Annotated in this window: 25 protein-coding genes; 8 read left to right on the forward strand and 17 right to left on the reverse strand. The window is 70.4% G+C overall.

The features are described from left to right. Positions 1-20: 20 nt before the first annotated feature. The gene (locus ACN27E_RS09425; protein WP_422748491.1) at positions 21-680 is read left to right on the forward strand and encodes an amino acid-binding protein; all 660 of its coding nucleotides are present in this window, start codon (positions 21-23) and stop codon (positions 678-680) included. A 1-nt stretch (position 681) separates the two neighbouring features. Here ACN27E_RS09425 and ACN27E_RS09430 read toward each other — a convergent pair whose 3' ends face one another. Next, positions 682-936, reverse strand: a complete 255-nt coding sequence (locus ACN27E_RS09430; RefSeq protein ID WP_422748493.1) for a hypothetical protein — start codon at positions 934-936, stop codon at positions 682-684. Between the two features lie 170 nt (positions 937-1,106). On the opposite strand from ACN27E_RS09430, the gene ACN27E_RS09435 reads away from it, so the two are divergent. Further along, complete coding sequence (locus ACN27E_RS09435) at positions 1,107-1,670, forward strand: hemerythrin domain-containing protein (protein ID WP_422748495.1); 564 nt, start codon at positions 1,107-1,109, stop codon at positions 1,668-1,670. On the opposite strand, the gene ligA is transcribed toward ACN27E_RS09435, so the two are convergent. Then, complete coding sequence (ligA, locus tag ACN27E_RS09440; protein ID WP_422749749.1) at positions 1,667-3,766, reverse strand: NAD-dependent DNA ligase LigA; 2,100 nt, start codon at positions 3,764-3,766, stop codon at positions 1,667-1,669. The two genes, ACN27E_RS09435 and ligA, sit on opposite strands and share 4 nt — an antisense overlap. A gap of 73 nt (positions 3,767-3,839) precedes the next feature. On the opposite strand from ligA, the gene ACN27E_RS09445 reads away from it, so the two are divergent. Next, entirely contained in the window at positions 3,840-4,235 is a 396-nt protein-coding gene (locus tag ACN27E_RS09445; RefSeq protein ID WP_422748497.1) for an MmcQ/YjbR family DNA-binding protein, read from the forward strand. Here ACN27E_RS09445 and ACN27E_RS09450 read toward each other — a convergent pair. The 3 genes from ACN27E_RS09450 to ACN27E_RS09460 are packed head-to-tail and all read right to left on the reverse strand — an operon-like array spanning position 4,213 to position 6,421. Then, on the reverse strand, positions 4,213-4,830 hold the full coding sequence (locus ACN27E_RS09450; RefSeq protein ID WP_422748499.1) for a DedA family protein: 618 nt from the start codon (positions 4,828-4,830) through the stop codon (positions 4,213-4,215). The two genes, ACN27E_RS09445 and ACN27E_RS09450, sit on opposite strands and share 23 nt — an antisense overlap. Continuing rightward, positions 4,827-5,300, reverse strand: a complete 474-nt coding sequence (locus ACN27E_RS09455; RefSeq protein ID WP_422748501.1) for a nuclear transport factor 2 family protein — start codon at positions 5,298-5,300, stop codon at positions 4,827-4,829. Before ACN27E_RS09455 ends, ACN27E_RS09450 begins: the two co-directional genes overlap by 4 nt. Next, the gene (locus ACN27E_RS09460) at positions 5,297-6,421 is read right to left on the reverse strand and encodes an FAD-dependent oxidoreductase (RefSeq protein ID WP_422748502.1); all 1,125 of its coding nucleotides are present in this window, start codon (positions 6,419-6,421) and stop codon (positions 5,297-5,299) included. Before ACN27E_RS09460 ends, ACN27E_RS09455 begins: the two co-directional genes overlap by 4 nt. Before the next feature lie 125 nt (positions 6,422-6,546). Between ACN27E_RS09460 and ACN27E_RS09465 the strand changes: the two genes are divergently transcribed. Further along, entirely contained in the window at positions 6,547-7,461 is a 915-nt protein-coding gene (locus tag ACN27E_RS09465; protein ID WP_422748505.1) for a LysR family transcriptional regulator, read from the forward strand. A gap of 50 nt (positions 7,462-7,511) precedes the next feature. Then, positions 7,512-9,119 (forward strand): 4-coumarate--CoA ligase family protein, encoded by a 1,608-nt coding sequence (locus ACN27E_RS09470; protein WP_422748507.1) that lies wholly within the window; start codon positions 7,512-7,514, stop codon positions 9,117-9,119. A gap of 45 nt (positions 9,120-9,164) precedes the next feature. Here ACN27E_RS09470 and ACN27E_RS09475 read toward each other — a convergent pair whose 3' ends face one another. After that, the gene (locus ACN27E_RS09475) at positions 9,165-10,175 is read right to left on the reverse strand and encodes a methionine synthase (RefSeq protein ID WP_422748509.1); all 1,011 of its coding nucleotides are present in this window, start codon (positions 10,173-10,175) and stop codon (positions 9,165-9,167) included. Positions 10,176-10,227: 52 nt separating this feature from the next. Here ACN27E_RS09475 and ACN27E_RS09480 point away from each other — a divergent pair, with 52 nt between their 5' ends. The 3 genes from ACN27E_RS09480 (at position 10,228) to ACN27E_RS09490 (ending at position 13,125) form a co-directional block, all read left to right on the forward strand. Beyond that, complete coding sequence (locus ACN27E_RS09480) at positions 10,228-10,860, forward strand: sensor domain-containing protein (protein ID WP_422748511.1); 633 nt, start codon at positions 10,228-10,230, stop codon at positions 10,858-10,860. Between the two features lie 135 nt (positions 10,861-10,995). Beyond that, positions 10,996-11,349: a hypothetical protein gene (locus ACN27E_RS09485; RefSeq protein WP_422748513.1), complete on the forward strand. Its 354-nt coding sequence runs from the start codon at positions 10,996-10,998 to the stop codon at positions 11,347-11,349. Between the two features lie 54 nt (positions 11,350-11,403). After that, positions 11,404-13,125 carry an amidase gene (locus ACN27E_RS09490; RefSeq protein ID WP_422748515.1) on the forward strand — a complete coding sequence of 574 codons (1,722 nt, stop codon included), beginning with the start codon at positions 11,404-11,406 and terminating at the stop codon, positions 13,123-13,125. Between the two features lie 19 nt (positions 13,126-13,144). Here the strand turns inward: ACN27E_RS09490 and mnmA are convergent, their stop codons facing one another. The 11 genes from mnmA to ACN27E_RS09545 form a co-directional block, all read right to left on the reverse strand. Beyond that, positions 13,145-14,224, reverse strand: coding sequence for a tRNA 2-thiouridine(34) synthase MnmA (gene mnmA, locus ACN27E_RS09495; protein WP_422748516.1), 1,080 nt, complete (start codon positions 14,222-14,224; stop codon positions 13,145-13,147). After that, a complete protein-coding gene (locus ACN27E_RS09500) occupies positions 14,224-15,417 on the reverse strand; it encodes a cysteine desulfurase family protein (protein ID WP_422748518.1) in 1,194 nt (397 codons plus the stop codon). The genes mnmA and ACN27E_RS09500 overlap by 1 nt, the downstream gene beginning before the upstream one ends. A 47-nt stretch (positions 15,418-15,464) precedes the next feature. Continuing rightward, a complete protein-coding gene (locus ACN27E_RS09505; RefSeq protein WP_422748520.1) occupies positions 15,465-16,301 on the reverse strand; it encodes a lysophospholipid acyltransferase family protein in 837 nt (278 codons plus the stop codon). After that, positions 16,298-17,137, reverse strand: a complete 840-nt coding sequence (locus ACN27E_RS09510; protein ID WP_422748522.1) for a GNAT family N-acetyltransferase — start codon at positions 17,135-17,137, stop codon at positions 16,298-16,300. The genes ACN27E_RS09505 and ACN27E_RS09510 overlap by 4 nt, the downstream gene beginning before the upstream one ends. Before the next feature lie 107 nt (positions 17,138-17,244). Beyond that, positions 17,245-17,898, reverse strand: a complete 654-nt coding sequence (locus tag ACN27E_RS09515) for a nitroreductase (protein ID WP_422748524.1) — start codon at positions 17,896-17,898, stop codon at positions 17,245-17,247. Beyond that, entirely contained in the window at positions 17,895-18,296 is a 402-nt protein-coding gene (locus tag ACN27E_RS09520; protein ID WP_422748526.1) for a cupin domain-containing protein, read from the reverse strand. Before ACN27E_RS09520 ends, ACN27E_RS09515 begins: the two co-directional genes overlap by 4 nt. Then, positions 18,293-19,036 (reverse strand): SDR family oxidoreductase, encoded by a 744-nt coding sequence (locus ACN27E_RS09525; protein WP_422748529.1) that lies wholly within the window; start codon positions 19,034-19,036, stop codon positions 18,293-18,295. The genes ACN27E_RS09520 and ACN27E_RS09525 overlap by 4 nt, the downstream gene beginning before the upstream one ends. Next, positions 19,033-19,980 (reverse strand): alpha/beta hydrolase, encoded by a 948-nt coding sequence (locus ACN27E_RS09530; protein WP_422748531.1) that lies wholly within the window; start codon positions 19,978-19,980, stop codon positions 19,033-19,035. The genes ACN27E_RS09525 and ACN27E_RS09530 overlap by 4 nt, the downstream gene beginning before the upstream one ends. A gap of 60 nt (positions 19,981-20,040) precedes the next feature. Beyond that, the gene (locus ACN27E_RS09535) at positions 20,041-22,791 is read right to left on the reverse strand and encodes an AAA family ATPase (protein ID WP_422748533.1); all 2,751 of its coding nucleotides are present in this window, start codon (positions 22,789-22,791) and stop codon (positions 20,041-20,043) included. 81 nt (positions 22,792-22,872) lie between these two features. Next, positions 22,873-23,829, reverse strand: coding sequence for an electron transfer flavoprotein subunit alpha/FixB family protein (locus ACN27E_RS09540; RefSeq protein WP_422748534.1), 957 nt, complete (start codon positions 23,827-23,829; stop codon positions 22,873-22,875). 42 nt (positions 23,830-23,871) lie between these two features. Further along, positions 23,872-24,663 carry an electron transfer flavoprotein subunit beta/FixA family protein gene (locus ACN27E_RS09545; RefSeq protein WP_422748536.1) on the reverse strand — a complete coding sequence of 264 codons (792 nt, stop codon included), beginning with the start codon at positions 24,661-24,663 and terminating at the stop codon, positions 23,872-23,874. Positions 24,664-24,856: the final 193 nt, after the last annotated feature.

Raw genomic sequence — 24,856 nt, forward strand, 5'->3', positions numbered from 1 at the left:
CCCGTGCGACAGTGGTCGCCGTGCCCTCCTATCTGCTGCGGGTCGAGCTCGAAGACCGGCCCGGTCGCCTCGGCGCACTGGCCGTCGCGCTCGGTTCGGTGGGCGCCGACATCCTCTCGCTGGACGTGGTGGAGCGCGGCACCGGCTACGCCATCGACGATCTCGTCGTCGAACTGCCGGCCGGGGCCATGCCCGACATGGTGATCACCGCGGCTGAGACGCTACCCGGGGTGCACGTCGACACGATCCGTCCGCACACCGGCCTGCTGGAAGCCCACCGCGAACTCGAACTGATCGACCACACCGCCGCGGCCCCGGGGCGGTCGGCGAAGCTGCAGGCCTTCGCCGACGAGGCGCCCAGGGTGCTGCGGGTCGGGTGGTGCACGATCGTCCGCCTCGGCGAGGCCGAGCTGGAGCGCATCGTCGGAAGCCACGGCGCGCCCGAGACCCAGGCCACCATCGCACCCTGGCTGCCGCTGGCCCGGGCCGCCGCCCTGGACGAGACCGCCGACTGGGTGCCGCAGGTGTGGCGCGATATGGACACCACCTTGGCCGCTGCACCGCTGGGAGACGACCGGACCGCAGTGGTGCTGGGCCGGCCGGGTGGGCCGGCGTTCCGTCCGTCAGAAGTGGCCCGGCTGGGTTATCTGGCCGGCATCGTCGCGACCATCCTGCGTTGACTCAGCCGCTCGCCGGCACCGGGTAGCGGTCGTTGACGTCGGCGTTGCTGTCCTTACGGGCGCAGTGGGCGCAGCAGAAGATCGCCTCTTCGGTCTCGATGCCGTGGCCGAGGATGCGGCATCCGCAGTGGGCGCATTCGGGGGCCACCTTCACGGCCGCGCACTCGATGCTGTCGAAGGTCGCACTGCGTCCATCGGCCCACGTCACGGTGAACGCCTTGTCGTAGTGGTTGCCGCAGGTGTCGCACGTCGCCATGGGAAATCGCTCCTCGCCGGGGTCGGTTTGGTGTCTCCGTCGGGGTTCCCGGGACGTCGAGGGCCAAACCCGAGCAGCCGTTTTGTGGGACGGCGGTACGGGTATCGAATCAGCGGCGCGCAGCCCACTGCGCCGACTCGTTGAGCACCCGACATGCGGAGGTTTCTCGCGTGGCTAACAGCCCCATCACCACTGGTCAGGACGTCGTCGACTATCTCAAGGCCCAGCACGAAACGATCCGGCAGGCGTTCACCGCCACGCTCGACGCGTCGGACGCGAAGACACGCCAGCAGGCGTTCACCCGGCTGCGCACGCTGCTCGCGGTCCACGAGACGGCCGAGGAGATGATGGTGCACCCGCGGGTGCGCCGCAAGGCCGACAACGGTGACGCGGTCGTCGACGCCCGCCTCGCCGAGGAGCACGACTCCAAGGTCGCATTGTCCGAGCTGGAGAAACTCGACATCGACTCCGCCGAATTCGGCAAGGCGCTCATCCACCTCCAGGCCGCCGTGCTCGAGCACGCCGAGAAAGAGGAGACCGAGGAGTTCCCGCTGCTCACCGAGAATCTGGAGGCCGAGGAGCTCGAGCGGATGGCCGTGGCGGTCCAGGTCGCCGAGCGGATCGCGCCGACGCATCCGCATCCGGGCGTCGAGTCGGCAGCGGTCAACTTCGCCGTCGGTCCGTTCGCGTCGCTGCTCGACCGGGCCCGCGACGCCCTGCGCGGCGCGGCCTAACCGGCCGCGTCCGCCGCTGGGTCGTCGGGTCCGTTCGCGAGCAGCCGGCGGAAACCGTCCTCGTCGAGGATCGGCACGCCGAGTTCGACGGCCTTGTCGTACTTGGATCCGGGTGAGTCACCGGCGACCACGTACGCCGTCTTCTTCGACACGGACCCGGCGGCCTTCCCGCCGCGTATGAGTATCGCCTCCTTAGCCTCGTCGCGGGAGAAGCCGGGAAGCGACCCGGTGACCACGATCGACAGACCCTCCAGGGTTCGTTCGATGCCCTCGTCGCGATCGTCGGCCATCCGAACCCCGGCCTCGCGCCACTTCTCGACGATGGCGCAATGCCAGTCGACGGTGAACCACTCCTTGACCGCGGCGGCGATCGTCGGCCCGACGCCCTCGGTGGCGGCGAGTGCCCCCTCGTCGGCGGCGGTGATGGCGTCGAGACTGCCGAATTCGGTGGCCAGCGCGCGGGCCGCCGTGGGCCCGACGTGGCGGATCGACAACGCCACCAGCACCCGCCACAGCGGCTGGGCCTTCGCCTTGCCCAGGTTGGCCAGCAGCCGCTTGCCGTTGGCCGAGAGCTGGCCGTTCTTGGTGGTGAACAGGTCCGTCCGCAGCAGATCGTCCTCGGTGAGGGTGAACAAGTCGCCCTCGTCGGTGATCACCCCGGCCTGCAGTAGCGCGATCCCGGCCTCGTAGCCGAGACCCTCGATGTCGAACGCACCGCGACCAGCGACATGGAACACGCGCTCGCGCAGCTGCGCCGGACAGGTGCGCGAGTTGGGGCAGCGGATGTCGGCGTCACCCTCCTTGGCCGGAGCGAGTTCGGTGCCGCACTCCGGACAGTGGGTCGGCATGACGAATTCGCGCTCCGAGCCGTCGCGCAGATCGGCGACCGGGCCGAGCACCTCGGGGATGACGTCCCCGGCCTTGCGGATCACCACTGTGTCGCCGATCAGCACGCCCTTGCGCTTCACCTCCGAAGCGTTGTGCAGGGTCGCGAGGCCCACCGTCGAGCCGGCCACCTTGACCGGTTCCATGTAGGCGAACGGTGTGACGCGACCGGTGCGCCCGACGTTGACCCGGATGTCGAGCAGCTTGGTCTGCGCCTCCTCCGGCGGATACTTGTAGGCGATGGCCCACCGCGGCGCGCGGGAGGTGGAACCGAGCCGGCGCTGCAGCGCCACCTCGTCGACTTTGACCACCACACCGTCGATTTCGTGTTCGACGTCGTGGCGGTGCTCACCCCAGTAGGCGATCCGCTCGGTCACCGCGTCGAGGCCCTGCACCCGCGCGGTGTGGGTGGACACCGGCAAGCCCCACGCCTGCAACGCGCGGTATGCGTCGCGCAGCGTGGTGAACGGGAAGCCGCCGGGGCTCTCGATCCGGCCGAGGCCGTGGCAGATCATCCGCAGCCTGCGGCGGGCGGTGACCGCCGGGTTCTTCTGGCGCAGCGAGCCCGCGGCGCTGTTGCGGGGGTTGGCGAACGGCGTCTTACCTTCGGCGACGAGACCGGCGTTGAGCTCCTCGAAGTCGGCGACCCGGAAGAACACCTCGCCGCGGACCTCGAGCACCGTCGGCACCGGGAACTCGTCGGTGCCGGTGAGCCGCTCGGGGATGTCGTCGATCGTGCGGGCGTTGAGCGTCACATCCTCCCCGGTGCGCCCGTCGCCCCGGGTGGCGGCGCGCTCGAGGCGACCGTCGCGGTACACCAGTGCCAGCGCGACCCCGTCGATCTTGAGTTCGCAGAGGTAGTGGGCGTCATCGCCGATCTCGCTCTTGAGCCGACCCGCCCACGCGGCGAGCTCGTCGGGGTCGAAGACGTTGTCCAGACTGAGCATCCGCTCGAGGTGCTCGGCCGGGGTGAAGTCGGTCGCGAAGCCCGCGCCGCCCACGAGCTGGGTCGGCGAATCCGGGGTGCGCAGCTCGGGATGAGCCTCCTCCAGCGCCTCCAGACGGCGCAGCAGGGCGTCGAACTCCGCGTCGGTGATGATCGGCGAGTCCCGCACGTAATAGCGGAACTGATGACCGCGGACCTCGTCGGCCAGCTCCTGCCACTCGCGGCGGACGTCGGGATCCGTCGCCTCGTCGGCCTGCTGTGTCAGCGCCGCCTCGGCGTCCTTGGAGCTCACAGTCGAAGGCTATCGAAGTGCACCGACACCGTTTAGCGTGACGACTGTGCCCCATCCGATCATGTTTCGTGAGGACGACCCCGGCCTGGCCGAGGTGCGTGGCATCGCGCTGAGCTTCCCCGAGGCCGTCGAGAAGGTGTCGCACGGCAGGCCGGGGTTCTTCGCGGGGAAGATGTTCGCGATGTACGGCGGCAGTACCAGGGAATCCGGCGAGATGTCCGCGGTGCCGCACTGCCTGCTCGTCAAGGTCGACGACTCCGACCGCGCCGCGCTGCAGGCCGACGACCGCTTCTTCCATCCGGCCTACCTCGGGGCCTCGGGCTGGGTCGGGCTCGACTTCGTCAGGGCGGAGGTGGACTGGGCGGAGGTGCGCGAACTCGTCGACGCCTCGTACCGGATGGTCGCGCCGCGCCGCCTGGTCAGGGCACTCGACGCAGGCTGACGCGCCGGCGCCGTGCGACCAGCCGGGTCGCTTCGACGGCGCCGCTCGTGAGGAGCGCCAGGCCGAGGCCGACGCCGATCCCGGCGAGCAGGTTGTCGCCGAACAGGGCGCCGCCGGCGTATCCGGCGAGCACGGTGTAGGTCGCCCATGCGGTGCACGAGATGGCCGTATAGCCGGCGAACGTGGGCCAGGCCAGACGGGTGATGCCGGCGGTCAGTGTCACCAGGTACCGCCCGACCGGGATGAAGCGCGACGTGATGAGGACGTACCCGGCGCGGGCTTCGAGTTGGGATTTCAGCCAGTCGTGCGCGCTGCGCACCCTGGTCCCCGGCGTCAGCCGCGCGAGCATGCGCTCGGCCATGAGGCGGCCGAGTCCGTAGGGCACCATGTCGCCCAGGAAAGCGCCCAGCGCCGTGGCGGCGAGCACAGGGACGAGCTGTGCCTCGCCGCTGGCCGCGTAGACGCCCGCGACGACCACGACCGGTTCGCTCGGGATTGCGGGCAGGAACGAATCGAGCAGCGACACCGCGATCAGGATGAGGTACAGCCACGGCGAGGAGGCCAGGTCCTGCGCGTACTGCAGCCAGTCGATCATGAGGCGTTGGCTGCCAGGTCGTAGAGCTGCGGGCTGCCCTCCCACGGGGCCGTGCGGACCACCGACCAGCGCTCGATCCGCCACTGTCCCTGAGCTTTTCGTAGCTCGAGTTCCCAGTATCCGCGCATGGTGCAGAAGTCGACGGCCCCTGGCCCGGTCGACAGGTGGTGGTAGGCGACCATGTGTGCGCGGCTGCGCGCCTCATCGCCGGCCAACCGGGTGCGGAGATTGGATGCGGCGTGGTGGGTGCAGTCGAAGCCCGTCAAACCCCTGCGGGCCAGCGCGACCAGGTCGGCGGCGGCCATGGTGGTCGGCGGCGTGCCGTAGTAGTGAGTCGACAGATCGAGGGTGACCCGGTCGGCGAACAGGGCGTGCAGTGTCGTCCAGTCGCGGTCGTCCTGGGCGTGGGCCAGGCCGGCGACGACCTCGGCGATGGCTGATCGGTCCACCAGCTCGTCGTACCCGGTCATGCCGAAACCCGCTCGCCGGGTTGCGCATTGAGCATCCAGTGGTGGAATGCGGCGTAGTGTCCGGCGAACTCCGCCGGAGTCGGGGCGTGTTCGACCGCGGCGGACAGCTGCGCGACATGGGCGTAGCGCGGAATCCGGTCGGTCTGGTAGGCCAGCAGCGCCGCGGGTACGTCGGCCTGCGGGGTGAGGAGGTGGCCGAGGAGCGCGGCGTCCTCCACTCCCAGGGTGGCGCCCGCGGTGATGTGCGGTGACATCGCGTGCGCCGCATCGCCGGCCAGCGCGACGCGGGCCGAGACCCAGTGCCGCAGTGGCGGAACGATCATGATCTGGTTGTGCAGGATTGCCTCCTCGGGGGTCGCGGCGATGAGCTCGGCCAGGATGCCGCTGCGGCCCTGCTCGCCGAGGTGCGCCGCGCGTTCGAGCGCCTGCTGTTTGCGGGTGCCGTGCAGGGCCGGGGTGTCGAACTGGTTCACCAGCCAGTACAGACTCCCGTCGTAGGTGCGCACATATCCGCCGCGGCACCGGTGTGCGCCGAGGATCAACCTGTTGTCGGTCAACGTGATCCCCGGGTTGGGGATGAGGGCGCGCCATACGTGGTGGCCGGGATGTTCGCGGGCGGCGGAGTCCGGCACCAGCTGCGTCCGCACCCTGGAGAACGCACCGTCGGCGCCGACGAGGACATCCGCGACGGTCTCGGCACCGTCGTCGAGCCGGACGGTGACGCCGTCGGGACACTCGTCGTATCGGTCGAATCCGGTTGCCAGTCGGATGTTCTCGCGACCCACGGCGTCGGCGAGCAGGTCGTTGAGCTTGGCCCGGTGCACCAGGAGGAACCGGTGGTCCTCCTCGCCGAACCCGGGCGTCGTGAGCAGTTGACCCGCCGCGTCGTGGAAATACATCTCACCCGGTTCACCGATGGCTCGGATCTGCTCCCCCACACCGAGGTCGCCGAAGACCGCGAGCGCATTGGCCCAGAGCCCCAGACCCGTTCCGGACGCGCGGATCTCCGGTGCGCGTTCGTAGACCACGACGTCGAGCCCGGCGCGGCGCAGCGCCAGTCCGCTGGTCAAGCCGACGATGCCGGCGCCGATCACCACCGCGCGCATCAGTGCGCGACCCATCGCGAGTATTCGTTCATGCCGGTTCTCCTTCGTGTCGTCGTTCTGCTTCCGACGCTAGGGACGCGGGCTTGTTAACTCCAGTGCAATGTCGGTACATAGTCATTACCACCAGTGATAATCGATGGGTGGACTACGACCTGAACCTCATCGAGGCCCTGGACGCGCTGCTGGCCGAGAACAGCGTCACCAAGGCCGCGGCCCGCCTGCACACCTCGGCGCCGGCGATGAGCCGCACGCTGGCTCGCCTGCGGCGGGCCTTCGACGATCCGCTGCTGGTCCGGGCCGGGCGCGAGCTCGTCCCCACCCCACGCGCGCTCGAACTGCGCAGCGAGGTGCACGCCATCGCGACGCAGGCGCGGGCCTTGTTCACCCCGTCGGGCGCCGCCGATCCCCGGACGACGTCGCGCGTATTCGACCTGCAGATCGCCGACATGCTGTCCACGACGTTCCTGCCATCCCTCATGGAGGACCTGCGGAGGCAGGCGCCCGGGATGTCGCTGCGGGTGCGGCCGGAGGTCCTCGAGGACACGCCGGTCCTGCGCGAGGGAGTCGTCGACCTCGAGATCGGGCTGATCCGTCCCGGGGACCCCGAGATCCATGTCGACACGCTGATCAGCGACACGGTGGTCGGCGTCGTGCGTCCGCAACACCCGCTGGCAGGCGCCCGTAGCGTGTCTGCGCGCCGGTTCGCCGCCGCCGATCACATCGTCGTGTCGCGGCGCGGTCGGGCACTGGGGCCGATCGACGACGAACTCTCCGCGCGGGGCCTGCACCGGCGCGTCGCGGCCGTCGTTCCCAACTTCGCCACCGCACTGCACCTGACCCGCGCCACCGACCTCGTCTGCGTCGCCCCGGCCCGATCGGGGCGCCCGATGTTCGACACCCTCGGATTGACGACCTTCGCGATTCCGGTGCCGCTACCGCAGCTCACGATCAGCATGGCGTGGCATCCTCGCAACCACCATGACCGCGCGCATCAGCTGCTCCGGGAGCGCACCCGCCTGATCTTGACGGGCGGGAGCCGATCCGGACGGCGATGAGCCGAGTCCGCCCCACCGCCGTCCCGCCGCATGGTTCGATCGGAGGCACCATGAGTTTCGCGAGCCCATACCCCGGCGTCCAGATTCCGACCACCAGCGTCTACGACTACCTGTTCGCCGACCTGACCGAAGCGGATGCGCAGCGTATCGCGTTGATCGACGCCAACTCCGGCGACGAGATGACCTACCGTGACCTGCTCACCCGCATCGACGCGTTCGCCGGCGCCCTGGCCGAGCGGGGAATCGCTGTCGGGGACGTCGTCGGCCTGCTCGCGCCGAACAGTTCCGCGTTCGCCGTCGCCTTCCACGGAATCCTGCGGGCGGGCGCGACCGCCACGACGATCAACGCGCTGTTCACCGCGAAGGACATCGCCAAGCAGCTGACCGACTCGCGGGCCACGCTGCTGGTGACCGTCACAGCGCTGCTCCCCCAGGCCGCCGAGGCCGCGGCCGCAGTGGGCCTGGCCGACGACCGGCTGGTGGTGCTCGACGGCCCCGGCACCGGGGTCGACGGCCATCCCAACGCCGCCGAACTGCTCGGACCGGGCTTCCCGGCGCCGCAGGTGACCTTCGACCCGGCCACGCACATCGCGGTGCTGCCGTACAGCTCCGGCACCACCGGGAACCCGAAGGGGGTGATGCTCACCCATCGCAACCTCGCCGCGAACTGCGCGCAGATCCGCCCGGTGCAGGGCATGACCGCCGACGACCGGATCCTTGCGGTGCTCCCGTTCTTCCACATCTACGGCATGACGGTGCTGCTCGACGCCGCGTTGCATGCGCGGGCGGCGCTGGTGATCATGCCGAGTTTCGATCTCACCGAGTTCCTGGCCAACATCGCGAACTACAGGTGCACGTTCGCGTTCATCGCCCCACCCGTCGCCGTGGCGCTGGCCAAGCACCCGCTGGTCGACGATTACGACCTCTCGCCGCTGCGGGGCATCATGTCCGGCGCAGCACCACTCGACGCGGACCTCGGCCACGCCGTGGCCGAGCGGCTCGGATGCGCGGTGGTCCAGGGATACGGGATGAGCGAGTTGAGCCCGGTCAGCCACGTCACCCCGTTCGACGGCGGCACCGAACTCGTCGGAACGGTGGCGCCGCTGTCGTCGAGCGGGTGGACGGTCCCCAACTCCGAGAGCAGGCTGACCGATCCGGAGACGGGAGCGGAGATCGACCTGCCGTCGAGCGGGTTGAGCGCAACCGGCGAGCTGTGGTTCCGCGGGCCCAACGTGATGACCGGCTACCTCAACAACGAGAAGGCCACCCGGGAGACCATCGACGAGGACGGTTTCCTGCACACCGGTGATCTCGCCCAGGTGGACGAGCACGGCTGCGTGTACATCGTCGACCGGCTCAAGGAGCTGATCAAGTACAAGGGCTACCAGGTGCCGCCGGCGGAGCTGGAAGCGGTACTGCTGAGCCATGATTCGATCGCCGACGTGGCCGTGATCGGAGTGGTGGACACCGAGTCGGGCGAAGAGGTGCCCAAGGCGTTCGTGGTGCGCCAGCCCGAATCCACGCTGACCGAGGCCGAGGTCATGGAGTTCGTCGCCGGCCAGGTCGCGCCGTACAAGAAGGTGCGCAGGGTCGAGTTCATCGACGCCATCCCGAAGTCGGCGTCGGGAAAAATCCTGCGCAAGGACCTCAGGCGCTGACCCAGGCACCTCGCCGGATAGCGATGTCCCCGCAGTGGCGGCGCGTCAGATGGCGTCCGGGTCGTCTGCGAATGCGTCTGCGGTGCGCTGCGCGAGTTCGACGGCGGTCCGCGCCCAGTCCGCGGTCGCGCCGGCCAGCCCGCACGCGGGGGTGACGCCGATCCGCTCGCGCAGCAGCGAACGTGGGAAGCCCAGCCGGTCGGTGAGCGTCACCGCGGACTGGGCGATCTGCTCGACCGACGGGCGCACCGTCGGCGCGGCGCCCGGGACGGTGCCCAGCACCACCGTGCGCCCCGACTCGACGAATTCGCCGATGCCGTCGAGGTCTTCGGCGGTCAGCATCGCGGCGTCGACCGACACGGCGTGAACAGCGCTGCGCTGCAGCAGCTTCCACGGCAGACCCACCGCACAGCTGTGCAGCAGGACCTCACCGCCGACGGTCGCCACGCACTCGTCGAGCAGCTGCGTAGCCACTGCCTCGTCGACCGGGTGGACCGGGCTGAGGCTCGTGACGCCGGTGAGCCGACCGGCGAGCGCCGCGGGCAACACCGGCTCGTCGAACTGCACGACGACCGGCGTCTCGAGCCTGCGGGAGATCTCGGCGCGGTGCACCGCCATACCCTCGGCCAGTGACGCCGCCAGGTCGCGGACGGCGCCGGAGTCGGTCAGCGCCCGGTGACCTCCGGGGAGCTCGAGCTCCGCGGCCAGTGTGATCGGACCCGGCGCCTGCACCTTGACGGTGCGCCCTGAGCCGCGCAGACCGGCCTTCTCCCAGGCCTCCTCGAGAGCGTCGACGTCCTCGTCGAGCAGGCTGACGGCGCGGCGGGCGACACCGGTGCGACCCGATGCGATGCGGTAACCGCGCGGCACCGTGTCGATCCCGATGTCCATCAGCAGCGCCCCGGCACGGCCGATGATGTCGGCGCCGACCCCGCGCGAAGGGATCTCCACCAGATGCGGCAGCGTGTGCAGTTCGCCGACCACCACCTCGGCGGCCTGTCGAGGCTGGGAGTTCGGCCAGGACCCGATACCGGTCGCGGCGGCGTAGGCGCTCACCGTTTGACCCTATTCGACGCGGATATCCTCGTCCTCGGGAAGGGGACCGGCCATGACCGCACGGGCGCTGCTGCTGTCGACTCTGGCCGCGGTCGTCACCGGGTGTGTGTCCACGGTCGGCGGTACGGCGGTGAAGGCGGTCCCGGGGCTGGACGACGACTCACGCTCCCCCGTCGACGTCGACGCGGTACTGCTCGAACAGGCCCAGATGCGCGCGATCACCGGGGCGGGCGACGATCTGACCATCATCCCCACCATGGACGGCAAGATCCCGGTCGACATCGAACAGTTGATGCAGACCGTGGCGACGCCGTGTGCGTGGGTGTTCGCCGAGTCGCAGACGTTCGGCGACGAGGTCGAGGAGTTCCACAAGACGACGTACCAGTACCCACCCGAGGGCGGGTTGATCTCGCAGGGGGCCGCCGGGTACCGCGACACCGCCACCGCCCGGCGGGCCTTCGGTGCACTGGTCGCCCGCATCGGGGCGTGTGCGGCGACCGCGGACGGACCGGGCTACGTCGGCGCACTGGCCGTCACACCCGATTCCGTGCAGACGCGCCCGGGCGGATGCGGCCGGGACTACCGGGTCAAATCGGTGGTGCTGGTCGAAGTGACGTTCTGCTCCTTCTCCGAATCGGTGCCCGGCATCGTCATGACGAACATCCTCGCGAAGGTGCCTGACTAGCGGCGCGATCGAGGGCCTGCGACGGAAGCGCCTGGCGCACAACGACATCACAGGATACCGACGGTTTCCTGGCAGCTACCGGCCGTCCCCCGCTGTTAGCGTTTCGACATCGCCACGACAACGGGAGGGGGCCACATGGCCGTCAGGGCAGAGGGTCTGCGCGGTGCGCCGCGATGGGCCGCCACGGCCGCCGGAGCACTCGCCGTCGCCACAGCACTGCTGAGTGTCGGCGCGGGTACCGCGTCGGCCGACGAGGTCTCTGCCGACCCGTCGAAGCCCTCGAGCGGCCCAGCCGTCGAGGACGGTGTACGCCCCTCGGGCAATGCGGAGAAAGCGGCGATCCAGGGCGAGACCCGTAAGTCGGCCGTCGCCGTTCCGAACATCTCGGCCGGCTCGCCACAACCGGGCAATCTGTCCGACCTCGGCATCAACTGCCTGTTCGCCTGGGACAACTCGTGTGGCGGGGTGACCAAGCCACCGTACGGATAAGACCGTGCGGATTAGACCGTGCGGATTAGACCGTGCGGATAAGACAATGGGTCAATGGCGCATTTCGATGTGGTAGAGACCGGTATCGCCGAATTACGGGCCGCACTCGAATCCGGTGCGCTGACCAGCGAAGAACTGCTTGAGCGGTATCTGGAGCGCGTCGAGGCCTACGACCGCAGCGGTCCTCTGCTCAACGCGATGGTCGAGTTCAACCCGCGGGCACGGGAGGAGGCACGCGCGTCGGACGCCCGCCGCGGGGCCGGGCACACTCTCGGGCCCCTCGACGGCATCCCCTACACCGCCAAGGACAGCTTTCTGGCCGAAGGACTGACCGTCGCGGCCGGCTCCCACGCCTTCGCCGGCCTCGTCGCCCATCGCGACGCCTACGCGGTGCAGCGGCTCCGCGCCGGGGGCGCGATCTTGCTCGGGTTGACCAACATGCCCCCCATGGCCAACGGCGGGATGCAGCGAGGTCTGTACGGGCGTGCTGAAAGTCCCTATAACGCAGACTATTTGACGTCGGCGTTCGGTTCGGGGTCGTCCAACGGATCCGGCACCGCCACCGCTGCATCCTTCGCGGCCTTCGGGTTGGGCGAGGAGACGTGGTCCAGCGGGCGGGCGCCGGCCTCCTACAACGCGCTGTGCGCGTACACCCCGTCGCGTGGCGTCATCTCGGTGCGCGGGAACTGGCCGCTGGTGCCCACCATGGACGTCGTCGTTCCCCATACCCGCACGATGGCCGACATGTTCGAGATCCTCGACGTGATCGTCGCCGACGACCCCGAGACGCGCGGCGACTTCTGGCGCGCGCAGCCCTGGGTTCCGATCCCCCGCGCGTCGGCCGTCCGCCCACCCAGCTACCGCGCGTTGCAACCCGTCGATACGAACCACGCGCGACAGACGTTGGCGGGTCGGCGCTTCGGTGTGCCGCGGATGTACCTCAACGCCGACCCCGACGCGGGCACCGGAGCCGGCCGGGGTATCGGTGGCGCGACGGGCCAACAGATCCTGACCCGCGCGTCGATCCTGGATCTGTACCGGGAGGCCGAAGCCGCGCTGCGCCGCGCAGGCGCCGATGTCATACCCGTCGACTTCCCCGCCGTCACCAACTACGAGGGTGACCGGCCCGGTGCGCCGACCATCAGGACCCGGGGTCTGGTCAGTCCCGAGTTCCTCGCCCGCGAGATCCTCGATCTCTCGGCCTGGTCGTGGGACGACTTCCTGGACGCCAACGGCGATCCGGGGCTGAATCGACTCACCGAGGTCGACGGTGAGCTCATCTGGGTACATCCGCCGGGCGCGCTGCCCGACCGTGCGGACGGCTTCGGCGACGACATCTGCGGCTACCCCGCGTTCCTACGGGCGCATCCGATCGCCTCGTTTCTGGACATCCCGCATCTGGCGGACGGTCTGCGCGGCCTCGAGGAGACCCGCCGCGTCGATCTCGAGGGCTGGATGGATGCCGGGCACCTGGACGCGGTCATCTTCCCGGCGGTCGCCGACGTCGGCCGCGCCGATATGGACGTCAATCCGGCGTCGGCCGACCTCGGCTGGCGCAACGGCGTCTGGGTGGCCAACGGGAACCTCGTCCCGCGTCACCTGGGCATCCCCACCGTCACCGTCCCGATGGGCACCATGGCCGACATCGGCATGCCCGTCGGCCTCACGTTCGCCGGCCGGGCCTACCACGACACGCTGCTGCTGAGCCTGGCCGCGGCGTTCGAAGCCACCGGCCGTCGGCGGACATCGCCACCCCGGACACCACCGCTGGTCTGATCGGCGCGCAGTCCGGCACTCAGCGCCCCTCGGCTGCGCCGATCGTCGCGCTGGCCAACACCTCGTCACCGGCGGGATCCGGCCGGTAGAGCACCATCGTCTGGCCGGCGGCGACACCCCGCAGCGGATTCCGCAGCTGGACCGTCAGGCCGGAGCCGTCCCAGGAGGCGACGCCCTCGGCCAGCCCGCCGTGCGCCCGCACCTGCACCTGGCACTCCACCGGGGCACCGAAGGGCGTGCCAGAGGTGAACACCGGCCGCTGCCCGGACAGCCGCCACACGTCGAGATCCTCTGCGGCACCGACCCGTACCGTGCCGGTGTCGGCATCGATGCCGGTCACGTACCGCGGGCGGCCGTCCGGCCCGGGGCCCGCGATGCCGAGGCCCTTACGCTGACCGATCGTGAAGCCGTGCACGCCGTCGTGTTCGGCGAGCACCGTCCCGGTGGCGTCGACCACCGCTCCACGGCGCACCCCGATGCGGGCGCCGAGAAACGCCTGGGTGTCCCCCGACGGGATGAAGCAGATGTCGTGGCTGTCCGGCTTGTCGGCGACCGCCAGACCGCGACGGGCCGCCTCCGCCCGGATCTGCGCCTTGGGCGAGTCCCCGACGGGAAAGACCGCGTGCCGCAGTTGATCTGCGGTCAGCACGGCGAGCACATAGGACTGGTCCTTGTCCGCGTCGACGGCCCGGCGCAACCGCCCGTCGGCCAGCCGGGCGTAGTGGCCGGTGGCCAGCGCGTCGAACCCGAGAGCCAGCGCACGGGCCGCCAGGGCGGAGAACTTGATCTTCTCGTTGCACCGCACGCACGGGTTCGGTGTCTCGCCGCGCGCATAGGACGATACGAAGTCGTCGATCACGTCGTCTTTGAAGCGGTCGGCGAAATCCCATACATAGAACGGGATGTCGAGCACGTCGGCGACACGGCGGGCATCCCCCGCATCCTCCTTGGAGCAACAACCCCGCGAGCCCGTGCGCAGTGTGCCGGGCGCGCTCGACAGCGCCAGATGCACCCCGACCACATCGTGACCGGCGTCGACCATTCGCGCCGCGGCGACCGAGGAGTCGACGCCGCCGCTCATCGCAACCAGAACGCGCACTAGTCCGGCACCCCCGAGGCCGCCAGCGCGGCCTGACGCGCGCGTTCCACGGCGACCGGCAACACCTCGAGCAGGGCGTCGACGTCGGCGTCGGTGCTGGTGTGCCCCAATGACAGGCGCAGCGATCCCCGAGCGCTCGCCGCGTCGGCGCCCATCGCGGTCAGCACATGCGACGGCTGCGCCACCCCGGCCGTGCAAGCCGAACCCGTCGAACACTCGATTCCCTTGGCGTCCAACAACATCAGCAGCGAGTCACCTTCGCATCCCCGGAACGTGAAGTGCGCGTTGCCCGGCAGCCGGTCGGAGCGCGACCCGTTGACGTCCACGTCGTCGATCGACGCGAGCACGCCGTCGATCAGCCGGTCGCGCAACGCCGTCACCCGCGCACGAAAACCATCGAGGCCCTCGATCGCCACCCGGGCGGCGGCCGCCATCGCCACCGCTGCGGCCACATCCGGGGTACCGGAGCGCACATCGCGTTCCTGACCGCCGCCGTGCAGCAGCGGCACACACGCGGTGTCGCGGCGCAGCAGCAGCGCACCCACACCGGTCGGACCACCGAACTTGTGCGCCGCCAGACTCATTGCCGACAGCCCGCTGGCCCCGAAGTCGACCGGCAGCGCACCGACGGCCTGGACCGCGTCGCTGTGCATCGGCACATCGAATTCCGCCGCGACCGCGGCGAGCTCGGCGACCGGCTGCACGGTGCCCACCTCGTTGTTGGCCCACATGATCGACACCAGCGCGACGTCGTCGGCCGCCTGTAGCGCCTCCCGCAGCGCCGCGACGGACACGACGCCCTCGCTGTCCACGGCGAGCCACGTCACCTCGGCGCCCTCGTGGTCGACGAGCCACTCGATCGCGTCGAGCACGGCATGATGTTCGATCGCCGTGCTGATGATGCGGCGCCGTTGCGGCGCAGCGTCCCGGCGCGCCCAGAAGATGCCTTTCACCGCGAGGTTGTCACTCTCGGTGCCACCGGCGCAGAAGATCACCTCCGACGGCCGCGCCCCGAGCAGCCGCGCCAGCGTCTCGCGGGACTCCTCGGTGCGCCGGCGCGCCAGGCGGCCGGCCGAGTGCAGGGACGAGGCGTTTCCGACGGTGGCCAACGCCGCCACCATCGCCTCGATGGCAGCGGGGTGCATCGGGGTGCTGGCGGCGTGATCGAGGTAGACCGACTTCGGCGAGGTCATAGCCCGTCCAGAATAGCCGCCGCCGGCCGATCGGCCGGACGCGCTGCTCAGGCAGCCAGAACGTGGGCAGGCGCCAGCGACGGCGGCGCACCGCGGACAGCGGCCTCGCACCGCCGGGCCAGCTCGCGCCGATCCCCACCGGGCAGCTGCAGGGAATCGACGTGCAGGTGGCATACGGTGCGGCGGGCGGTGATGACCCGCTTGATCGAGGCCAACAGGCTGTCGTCGCCGACGAACGCCGGCACGGTGGACGGGCGACCGTCGCGGTGCCGGTAGGCCAGGCGCAGCGGCTGCACAGGCCTGCCCGCGTCCACCGCCGCCTGGAACATCGCCGGGCGGAAACGTCCGTAGCCCAGCCCGCACCACGTGGTGCCCTCGGGGAATGCGACCACGGTGTGCCCGGCGCGCAGCCGGTCGCCGACCGCAGCGACGACCGCGGGCAGCCTGCGCAGCCGGGCCCGGTCGATGGGGATGACCTTCATGATCCGCACGATCGGTCCGAGCGCCGGCCAGTCCACCAGGTCGGCGCGGGCCACGAAAGAGCCCGGTAGCACGGCGCCGATCGCGAAGATGTCCAACCACGACACGTGTCCGCTGACCACCAGCACACCCCGCAGATTGCGGATCGGCCCCCCGGAGACCGCCATCCGCACCCCGAAGCTGCGCAGCATCAGCCGGCAGTAGCCCCGCTGCAGATGCGCGCGCCAGGGCAGCGGCAACGCCAGCACCCACACCCACGAGATCAACGCCAGCGCGGCGAGCACCCGCGCCGTGGTGCGCAGCGCCACCCACCACCGCCGCCCGGGCTGGTCCGCGCCGGCCTGCACACAGCTCGCGTCGCAGGTCGCGCGCTGCAACCAGGCGTGTTCGGTGGCCAGCGTCACGATCCCAGTCCGTTCGCCATATCGCCGGCCGCCGACACCGAGCGCAGCCGGCGCAGATATCGGACGTCGGCGCGACGCTTGTCGAGCAATGCCGGGAAATCCCCGACACCGAAATCGGGATCGTGGGCCGGTTCCCCGCAGATCTGCGCGCCCAGGCGCAGGTATCCGCGCATGAGCGGCGGCACGGACACCCGCGCCGGCGGGTCGATGTCGTCGAGACCCCGCCCGTCGACGGTCACCGGCCGGTACGGATACACCGTGTGGGCCTCCGGGGCGGCGTGCCGCCGCCGGGTGAAGTCCCGCACCGCGCGGATCTGGCCGCCCGCGGGTTCCCCGGCGGTGCGCACCGGCACCGAGACACATCCGGTGACGTAGTCGTAGCCGCAGCGGTCGAGGTAGGCCAGGATGCCCGCCCACATGAGCAGTACCACCCCGCCGTTGCGGTGGTCCTGTCGTACCACCGCGCGGCCCATCTCGACCAGAGAGGGCCGCAGCGGGTCCAGGGCCCGGACGTCGAACTCGGTGGCGGTGTACAGCCCGCCCGCGGCGATCGCTCCGGGTGGCGGCAGCATGCGGTAGCAACCGACCAGCTCGCCGGACCCTTCTTCCCGGACCAGGAGGTGGTCGCAGAACTCGTCGAACCGGTCGGCGTCCAGACCGTCGTGCGCGCCGGTCAGCGTGAACCCGGGTTCGGCGGTGAACACGTCATGGCGCAGCCGCTGCGCAGCGTCGATGAGCTGGGGGTCCGACGACAGCAGCAGTGAGTAGGTGGGGGTGCCCGGTGCAGCGTCTCCGGTCGGTCGGTCTGCGGCGATGAGTACAGATGCAGTGCTCATAGCCAGCACGGTCGCGCAGGTGTCCGGCGTCGCGGCAAGCATCGCGTGACGTGTTCGTGCACGCTCGGTGACGAGTTGTCAGCCGCCGGCCAGGTCGCCGAGACCGATCACTGCGCGACGTGCACCACCGTCTCGCCGACGGGCCGACGCGGGGTGTGCAGGTGATTCGCCGGGAAGCTGTCGTCGGGGTGGCCGATGGCCAGCCCGCACAACACCGTCAGCTCCTCCGGAATGCCCAGCACCTCGCGCACGATCTCCGGATACGCGGCGATCGACACCTGGACGCAGGTGCCCAGACCGCGCTCGGTGAGCGCGAGCAGCAGGGTCTGCAGATACATACCCACCCCCACGGCGTCGGGCAGGCCGAGGTCGCGGTGCATACACACCACGCCGGCCATGGGTGCCCGAAAGAACTCGAAGTTGCGCATCTGCGCGATGCGCCGGGCATCGGCGTCGTCGCGGGCGATGCCCATCGAGCCGTACACCAGGGCACCCAGTTCGCGCCGCAGCGGCAGATAGCTCTCCGGAAGCCCGGTGGTGACCGGCAGTTCGATCGCCGCCGCCTCCAGCAGCGCCTCGGCGAGCCGGTCGCGGCGCGGCCCGGTGGCCAGGAACAGCCGCCACGGCTGCACATTCGAATTCGACGGAGCCCGCGACGCCAGCTCCACCGCCTCGTCGACGAGCTCGCGGTCGACCGGTCTGTCGCGCAGGAACATCCGGATACTGCGCCGCTCGCGCACCAGCTCGGCCAATTCGGTCACGATCGCGGCACCCGACGGTCGCGCCGGCGTTCGAGTTCGTCCTCGGAGACCGGGACCAGCATCGGCTGACCGGGTCGGCACAGCATGGTGACGACGAATCGCAACCGGACGTCGTCGCGGTGGTTGGCATCGGAGTAGTGGATGACATCGCCGCCGGGCTCCCAGAACGCCTGCCCCGCCGTGATCACCCGCGGCGCCTCGCCCTCGAGTTCGAACAGCATCTCGCCGTCGAGCACATAGCCGAAGGCCGGTCCGCCGGGGTGACGGTGCGGTGGCGCCCCGGGACTACCCGGCGGCCATTCGATGACCGCGGTCATCACCTCGGCGTCGGCGGGAATGAACGGTGGTGTGACGCTCTGGATGACCGTCAGCGCACTCGACAGATCCGGCTCGCTCATCGTGCGGCCAGCCACTGGCCGAACGTCGTCTCGGCGATCACCGCGTCGTCGCCGGTCACCAGGCTGTGCTCGTCGATCGGTGTACCGAAATACGTTGCGGCCGAATCGACCACCACGTTGCGTGCATCGTTCGACGCGGCCAGCAGCGCCCGAGCGAGGTCGGCGAACGACAGCTTCTCGGGCCCGCCGAGATTCACGATCCCGCCGTGCGGGGCGGCGAGGGCGACCCGCGCGACCTCAGCGGCGACCTCGGCCGCCGCGATCGGCTGGATCCGCGCATCCGGTGCGTGCACCTCGTCGCCGACGACGAGCGAGCCGACGATCATCTCGGCGAATTCGTCGAACTGGGTGGCCCGCAGGATCGTGTAGGGCAATCCGGACTCGATCACCGCGTTCTCCTGCAGTACCTTCGCGCGCATGTACCCGCTGTCGGGCAGCCGGTCGGTTCCGACGATCGAGAGCACCACGTAATGCCCGACGCCGGCCGCCCGGCCCGCCGCCACCAGATTGGCCGTCGACCGACTGAAGAAATCGATGACGGGACCATCTTCGAGGGACGGTGAATTCGTGACGTCGATCAGGACGTCGGCGCCGGCCAGCGCATTGTCGAGGCCCTCGCCGGTCAGCACGTCGGCGCCGGTGGAGCGGGCGGCAGCCACCACGTCGTGGCCGGCGGCGCGCAAGAGTTCCGCGACCTGTGCGCCGATCAGGCCGGCCGCTCCCATGACGGTGATCTTCATTGTGCGAATACCTTTCTCAGTGTGGTGATGGCCAGGTCGATGGCCGCGTCAGCCGCGGCGGTCTCCCGGACCGGATTGAGCATCATGAAGTCGTGCAGGATGCCGTTGAACCGGACGCTGGTGGTGCGGACACCCGCGGCGGTGAGCCTGCGGGCGTAGGCCTCGCCTTCGTCGCGCAGCACATCGTTCTCGTCGACGATGATCAGCGCCGGCGGCAGGCCGGCCAACTCGTCGAGGGAGGCCCGCAGCGGGGATGCGGTGATCTCGGCACGCAGCGCCACCTCGGGCAGATAGCAGTCCCAGAACCAGGCCATGGCCGCGGCGGTCAGGAACGGTCCGTCGGCGAACTCGCGGTAACTCTGCGTGTCCTGGGCGGCATCGGTCACCGGGTAGTACAGCGACTGGTGGACCAAAGTGACGTCGCCGCGTTCCTTGGCCAGCAGCGTCACCGCCGCAACCATGTTGCCGCCCACCGAATCTCCGGCGATCGCCAGCCGCGACGGATCGAGTCCTCGCTGCGATCCCTCGCCCACGATCCACCGGGCCGTGGCATAGGCCTGCTCGATGGCGACCGGATACTGCGCCTCCGGTGACCGGTCGTACTCGACGAACACCACCGCCGCGTGCGCGCCCACCGCAAGTTCCCGCACGAGCCGGTCGTGTGTCCGCGCACTGCCGAGCACCCAGCCTCCGCCGTGCAGGTACAACAGCACGGGCAGTGGCCGCGGGGCACCGACCGGGGTGACGATGCGCACCCGCACATCACCGTGATCACAGGCGACGGTGACCCAGGTGTCGTCGGCAGCGGGCCGGTACACCGGCTGCGCCTGCAGATCCTCGAGTACCTTGCGGGCGCCTGCCGGTCCCCGCTGGTGGAGCAACGGCGGTGCCGACGAGGCATCGGCCAGCTTGCCGGCCGCCGGTTCGAGGACGTGTTCACTCACCCGTTCACCGTCGCACCCGTCGACGTGTCGCCGGACCCTGGAAAGTCCGTAGTCCGTGGCTCAGCGGGTGGCGCGGCGTTGGGATCCGGTGCGCAGTTCGCGCCGCGATCTGATCCCGAGTTTGGCGAACACCTTGCGCAGATGCCACTCCACGGTGTGGCCGCTGATGAACAGCTGCGCGCCGATCTCGGCGTTCGTCAATCCGGCGCCGGCCAGGTCGGCGATCTGCTGCTCCTGCGCAGTGAGGGCGTCGCCGGAGCGCGCCGGCTGTTTGGCGGTCTTCTCGCCGGTGGCCAGCAACTCCCGGCGGGCGCGATCGGCGAACGCCGCCGCACCCATGGCCGTGAAGCGCTCGTGCGCCGACCGCAGCTGGGTGCGCGCATCGGTGCGCCGATGGGCGCGACGCAGCCACTCGCCGTAGAGCAGGTGGGCGCGGGCGGCATATCCGGCCAGGCCGGTGCCGGCCAGCCGCTCGACCGCCTCGACGTATCGGTCCTCGGTCTCGCGGCCCGCACTGATCAGCGCGTGCGCCACTGCACGCACCCCCAGTGAGCCATCGGTACCGACTGCGCCGGTCCGGTCGTCGAGGCGTGCGACGGCCTCGGCGGCCGGCGTCGGCTCGCCGGCCCGGACCGCGGCCTCCACCCGCTCGATCAGCGTGCGGGTGTAGATGCTGAGGTCCTCGTACTCACCCGCGCGGGTCGTCGCGGCCAGCGCCACCTGATAGCGGCCGAGTCCGTTGTTCAGCACCGCGGTCGCATACTCGGCGAGACCGATCAACCGGCCTTCACCCCGCGCCGACCCGTCGCGCAGCGCGGTGCCGATCAGGTGGGTGGCCTCGGACTCGTCGCCGGTCCAGGCGGCGAGCAGCAGCGCGTGATACCGCACCGGACCATGCCCCGCGGCGGTCGAGATCTCCTGGGCCTCGGCCAAGAGCGTCCGGGCGGCGTCGAACTCACCGGCGGTGACGTGGACGCCGGCCGCCGAAACCAGGGCCGCCGGCAGCACGGACAGCGCGCCGGTCTGCTTGGCCAGGCGCACGGCGGTCTGCGCGAGCCGACGGCTGGTGACGTCGTCCCACAGTTCGTTGGCCAGCACCTCGTGTGCCAGCGGATAGGCCTGCCACAGCCAGTCGTCGGGGTGCAGTGCGTCGACGGCGGCCCGCATCGGGCCCGCGGCCGCGGCGTGGCCCTCGGTCAGCCGGCAGGCCAGCGCCTCGACGACCAGGTCCACCGGCCGCGACGAACCGGCCGACGGGCGGGCGGCCGCCGCGGTGTCGCGGGCCAGGTCCGGGCCGCCGAGACGGCCGACATACACCGCGGCGGTGATCGCATCGAGATGTGTCTCGGTGGCGAGCGGCGGGTCCAGGGCCTGCAGCCGGCGAGCGACGGAGACGAGCCGGTCGACCGACGCACGCAGCACCGGCGCCTGCCCTTGCGCCCGCCCGCGGATGAAGATCAGCTGGGCGCGCAGTCGCTCCGCCCGCGCCCGCCCCAACTCGTCCAGCGGTGCCTGATCGGCCACGTCGAGCAACTCCTCGGCGGCCTCCGGCGCGGCTGCCGCGCATTGGGCCTGCGCGGCCGCCAGCGCCCGTTCGCCGCGCCGGGCCGGATCGGGCGTGAGCTCGACCGCCCGAGTGAGAAACGCTGCGGCAGCGGCACTTCCGCCCCGTTGCGCGGCGCGGCCCGCCGAGCGTTCCAGCTCGGCGGCCACCGACTCGTCGGGACCCGGCGCCGCATGGGCGCGGTGCCAAGCCCGGCGGTCGGGGTCGGTGGTCGAATCGGTGACGTCGGCCAGGGCCCGGTGCGCCGCGCGGCGGGCCGCCAGCCCGGCGCAGCGGTAGGCCGCCGAGCGGACCAGCGGATGCCGGAACCGCACCCGGGTGCCGATGTCGAGCAGACCGTCGCCTTCCGCGGGTGCCGCGGCGCCGGGCGTCAGACCCAGGTGGCCGGCGGCTCGCAGCAGCAGCGCGGCGTCCCCGAGGGGTTCGGCCGCGGCGATCGTCAGCACCCGCTGCGCATCGTGCGGCAACGCGCGGATGCGGCGGATGAAGTGGTTCTCCAGTTGCCCAGGAACCGGACGGGCATCCGGTCGCAGATAGCCACCGGCCAACTCCCGGGGCGTCAGTTCGCGGGGGAATTCCAGCAGCGCCAACGGGTTTCCGCGGGTTTCGGCGACGATGCGGTCTCGCACGCCGGCGTCGATACGGCCGGCGACGGCGGTTTCGAGCAACATGCGGGCGTCGGCGTCGGCGAGTCCGCCGAGGGCGAGCACCGGCAGGCCGGCCAGCTCGGCGGTGCCCAGCCGTTGCGCGAACACCACTGCCACCGGTTCGGCGAGCAGGCGGCGGGCGACGAAGCCGAGCGTCTGTGCGCTCACCCGGTCCAACCACTGCGCATCGTCGACCAGGCACAGCAGCGGACGGGTGCGAGCGGCCGCCGACAACAGGCCGAGCACCGCGAGACCGACCAGGAACCGGTCGGGCACCGGACCGGTACGCAACCCGAATGCCACGGCCAGGGCGTCCCGTTGCGGGGTGGGCAGGGTGTCGATGCGGTCCAACAGCGGGGCGCACAGCAGCTGCACACCGGCGTAGGCCAGTTCCATGTCCGACTCCACCCCGCCGGCGCGCAGCACGGTGAACCCGTCGGCATGCTCGGCCGCGAAGCCCAGCAGGGCGGTCTTGCCGATACCGGCCTCGCCGGAGAGCACCAGCACCTGGCTGCTCCCGGACCGGCTGAGCGTCAGCATCTCCCGCAGCCGGGCGCATTCGGCGCGCCGGCCGGGAAGGACATCCGATGGGTCGGTCATGGTCACGTCAGTCTCACCGACACGAAACCCCGGCACCAGAGCGGCGCCGGGGTTTCGCGGATGGTGATGGGACTCGACAGGTCAGCCCTTGCGCGCCTTGACCTTGTCGGTCAGCTGCGGGGTCACCTTGAACAGATCGCCCACGATGCCGAGGTCGGAGATCTCGAAGATCGGCGCTTCCTCGTCCTTGTTGACCGCGACGATGGTCTTCGACGTCTGCATGCCCGCGCGGTGCTGGATGGCACCGGAGATGCCCAGCGCGATGTAGAGCTGCGGCGAGACGGTCTTACCCGTCTGTCCGACCTGGAACTGACCGGGGTAGTACCCGGAGTCCACTGCAGCGCGCGAGGCGCCGACGGCGCCGCCCAGTGCGTCGGCCAGCTCCTCGACCACCGAGAAGTTCTCCGCACTGCCGACGCCGCGACCACCCGAGACGACCACGGTGGCTTCGGTCAGTTCCGGACGGTCACCGGCCACCGCGGGTTCACGCTTGGTGATCTTGGTGGCGTTCTCGGCCTGGGCCGGCACCTCGACGTTGACGATCTCCCCTGCGCCGTCGGCGGGCTCCGCGTCGATCGATCCGGCACGGACGGTGATCACCGGGGTGTCACCGGTGACCTCGGCCTCGACGGTGTAGGCGCCGCCGAAGATGGAGTGGACGGCCTTGCCGCCCTCCTTGACCGCGACGACGTCGGTCAGCACGCCCGACCCGATGCGGGCGGCCAGCCGACCGGCGATCTCCTTACCGTCGGCGTTGGCCGACAGCACGATCCCGGCGGGGCTGTTCTCCTCGGCCAGCGCCGCGAGGACGTCGACATAGGGAGTGATCAGGTAGCTCTCCGCGTCGTCGGATTCGGCGACGTAGATCTTCGCCGCGCCGGCGGCCATGAGGCCCTCGACGAGGGGTTCGGCGGTGCCGGGCTTGCCGACGACGACCGCCGAGGGCTCACCGAGCGCACGGGCGGCGGTGATGAGCTCGCTGGTGACCTTCTTCAGCGCACCTTCTGCGTGCTCCACGAGCACGAGTACTTCAGCCATTGGTTCGTTTCTCGTTTCTGGAAATCCTGGAGGAATGCTCTGCTAGATGATTTTCTGACCAACGAGGTACTCGGCCACCTTGCTGCCGCCCTCGCCCTCGTCGGTGACCTTCTCACCCGCGGTCTTCGGCGGCTTCGGGGTCGACGACAACACCTTCGAACCGGCGTTCGCGACGCCGACCTCATCGGCCTCGACGCCGATCTCGGCCAGCGTGAGGGTGGTGACTTCCTTCTTCTTGGCGGCCATGATGCCCTTGAAGGACGGGAAACGCGGTTCGTTGATCTTCTCGTTCACACTGACCACCGCCGGCAGCGGAGCCTCGAGAGTGAACACGCCGTCATCGGTCTCCCGCTCACCGGTGACCTTGCCGTCCTCGACGGTCACCTTGCGCATGTGCGTCAGCTGCGGCAGGCCCAGGTACTCGGCGATGATGGCCGGGACCGCGCCACCCGCCCCGTCGGTGGCCTCGTTACCGGCGATGACCAACTCGGTGCCCTCGATGGTGCCCAGCGCGCGGGCCAGCGCCCAGCCGGTCTGCACCATGTCCGAACCGTGCATACCCTCGTCGACCAGGTGCACCGCCTTGTCGGCACCCATCGACAGCGCCTTGCGGATCGCCTCGGTGGCCCGCTCCGGGCCGGCGGTCAACACGGTGACCGTGCCTTCTCCGCCTTCCTTCTCCTTGATCAGCAGCGCCTCTTCGACCGCACGCTCGTTGATCTCGTCGAGCACGGCGTCGGCGGCCTCCCGGTCGAGGGTCCAATCACCCTCGGAAAGCTTGCGCTCCGACCACGTGTCTGGGACCTGTTTGATCAGGACCACGATGTTCGTCATGGGTTGGTTCGTCCTCCTCGATGAGGCCGGCCGGCGGTCGGCCCGTTACCACGTTTATGCATCCAACAGCATGTTACTCGTCGGTAACTAATGCTACTCAGCACTGACACCATAACCGGTCGGAGTTTGCCTTCTCGCCACACCTTGGGTGGTCGGGTGTTCGCGAACCGGCCATCGACCGGTCCCCTGGGTT

Source organism: Mycobacterium sp. WMMD1722, from assembly GCF_049315205.1.
Lineage (GTDB): Bacteria > Actinomycetota > Actinomycetes > Mycobacteriales > Mycobacteriaceae > Mycobacterium.

Excerpts from the sequence above, each read along its gene's own strand:
- ACN27E_RS09430 (WP_422748493.1), bottom strand. The coding sequence starts at position 936 with ATGGCGACGTGCGACACCTGCGGCAACCACTACGACAAGGCGTTCACC.
- ACN27E_RS09450 (WP_422748499.1), bottom strand. The coding sequence starts at position 4,830 with ATGATCGACTGGCTGCAGTACGCGCAGGACCTGGCCTCCTCGCCGTGG.
- ACN27E_RS09455 (WP_422748501.1), bottom strand. The coding sequence starts at position 5,300 with ATGACCGGGTACGACGAGCTGGTGGACCGATCAGCCATCGCCGAGGTC.
- ACN27E_RS09460 (WP_422748502.1), bottom strand. The coding sequence starts at position 6,421 with ATGGGTCGCGCACTGATGCGCGCGGTGGTGATCGGCGCCGGCATCGTC.
- ACN27E_RS09470 (WP_422748507.1), top strand. The coding sequence starts at position 7,512 with ATGAGTTTCGCGAGCCCATACCCCGGCGTCCAGATTCCGACCACCAGC.
- ACN27E_RS09480 (WP_422748511.1), top strand. The coding sequence starts at position 10,228 with ATGACCGCACGGGCGCTGCTGCTGTCGACTCTGGCCGCGGTCGTCACC.
- ACN27E_RS09485 (WP_422748513.1), top strand. The coding sequence starts at position 10,996 with ATGGCCGTCAGGGCAGAGGGTCTGCGCGGTGCGCCGCGATGGGCCGCC.
- ACN27E_RS09490 (WP_422748515.1), top strand. The coding sequence starts at position 11,404 with ATGGCGCATTTCGATGTGGTAGAGACCGGTATCGCCGAATTACGGGCC.
- ACN27E_RS09500 (WP_422748518.1), bottom strand. The coding sequence starts at position 15,417 with ATGACCTCGCCGAAGTCGGTCTACCTCGATCACGCCGCCAGCACCCCG.
- ACN27E_RS09510 (WP_422748522.1), bottom strand. The coding sequence starts at position 17,137 with ATGAGCACTGCATCTGTACTCATCGCCGCAGACCGACCGACCGGAGAC.
- ACN27E_RS09520 (WP_422748526.1), bottom strand. The coding sequence starts at position 18,296 with ATGAGCGAGCCGGATCTGTCGAGTGCGCTGACGGTCATCCAGAGCGTC.
- ACN27E_RS09525 (WP_422748529.1), bottom strand. The coding sequence starts at position 19,036 with ATGAAGATCACCGTCATGGGAGCGGCCGGCCTGATCGGCGCACAGGTC.
- ACN27E_RS09535 (WP_422748533.1), bottom strand. The coding sequence starts at position 22,791 with ATGACCGACCCATCGGATGTCCTTCCCGGCCGGCGCGCCGAATGCGCC.
- ACN27E_RS09540 (WP_422748534.1), bottom strand. The coding sequence starts at position 23,829 with ATGGCTGAAGTACTCGTGCTCGTGGAGCACGCAGAAGGTGCGCTGAAG.
- ACN27E_RS09545 (WP_422748536.1), bottom strand. The coding sequence starts at position 24,663 with ATGACGAACATCGTGGTCCTGATCAAACAGGTCCCAGACACGTGGTCG.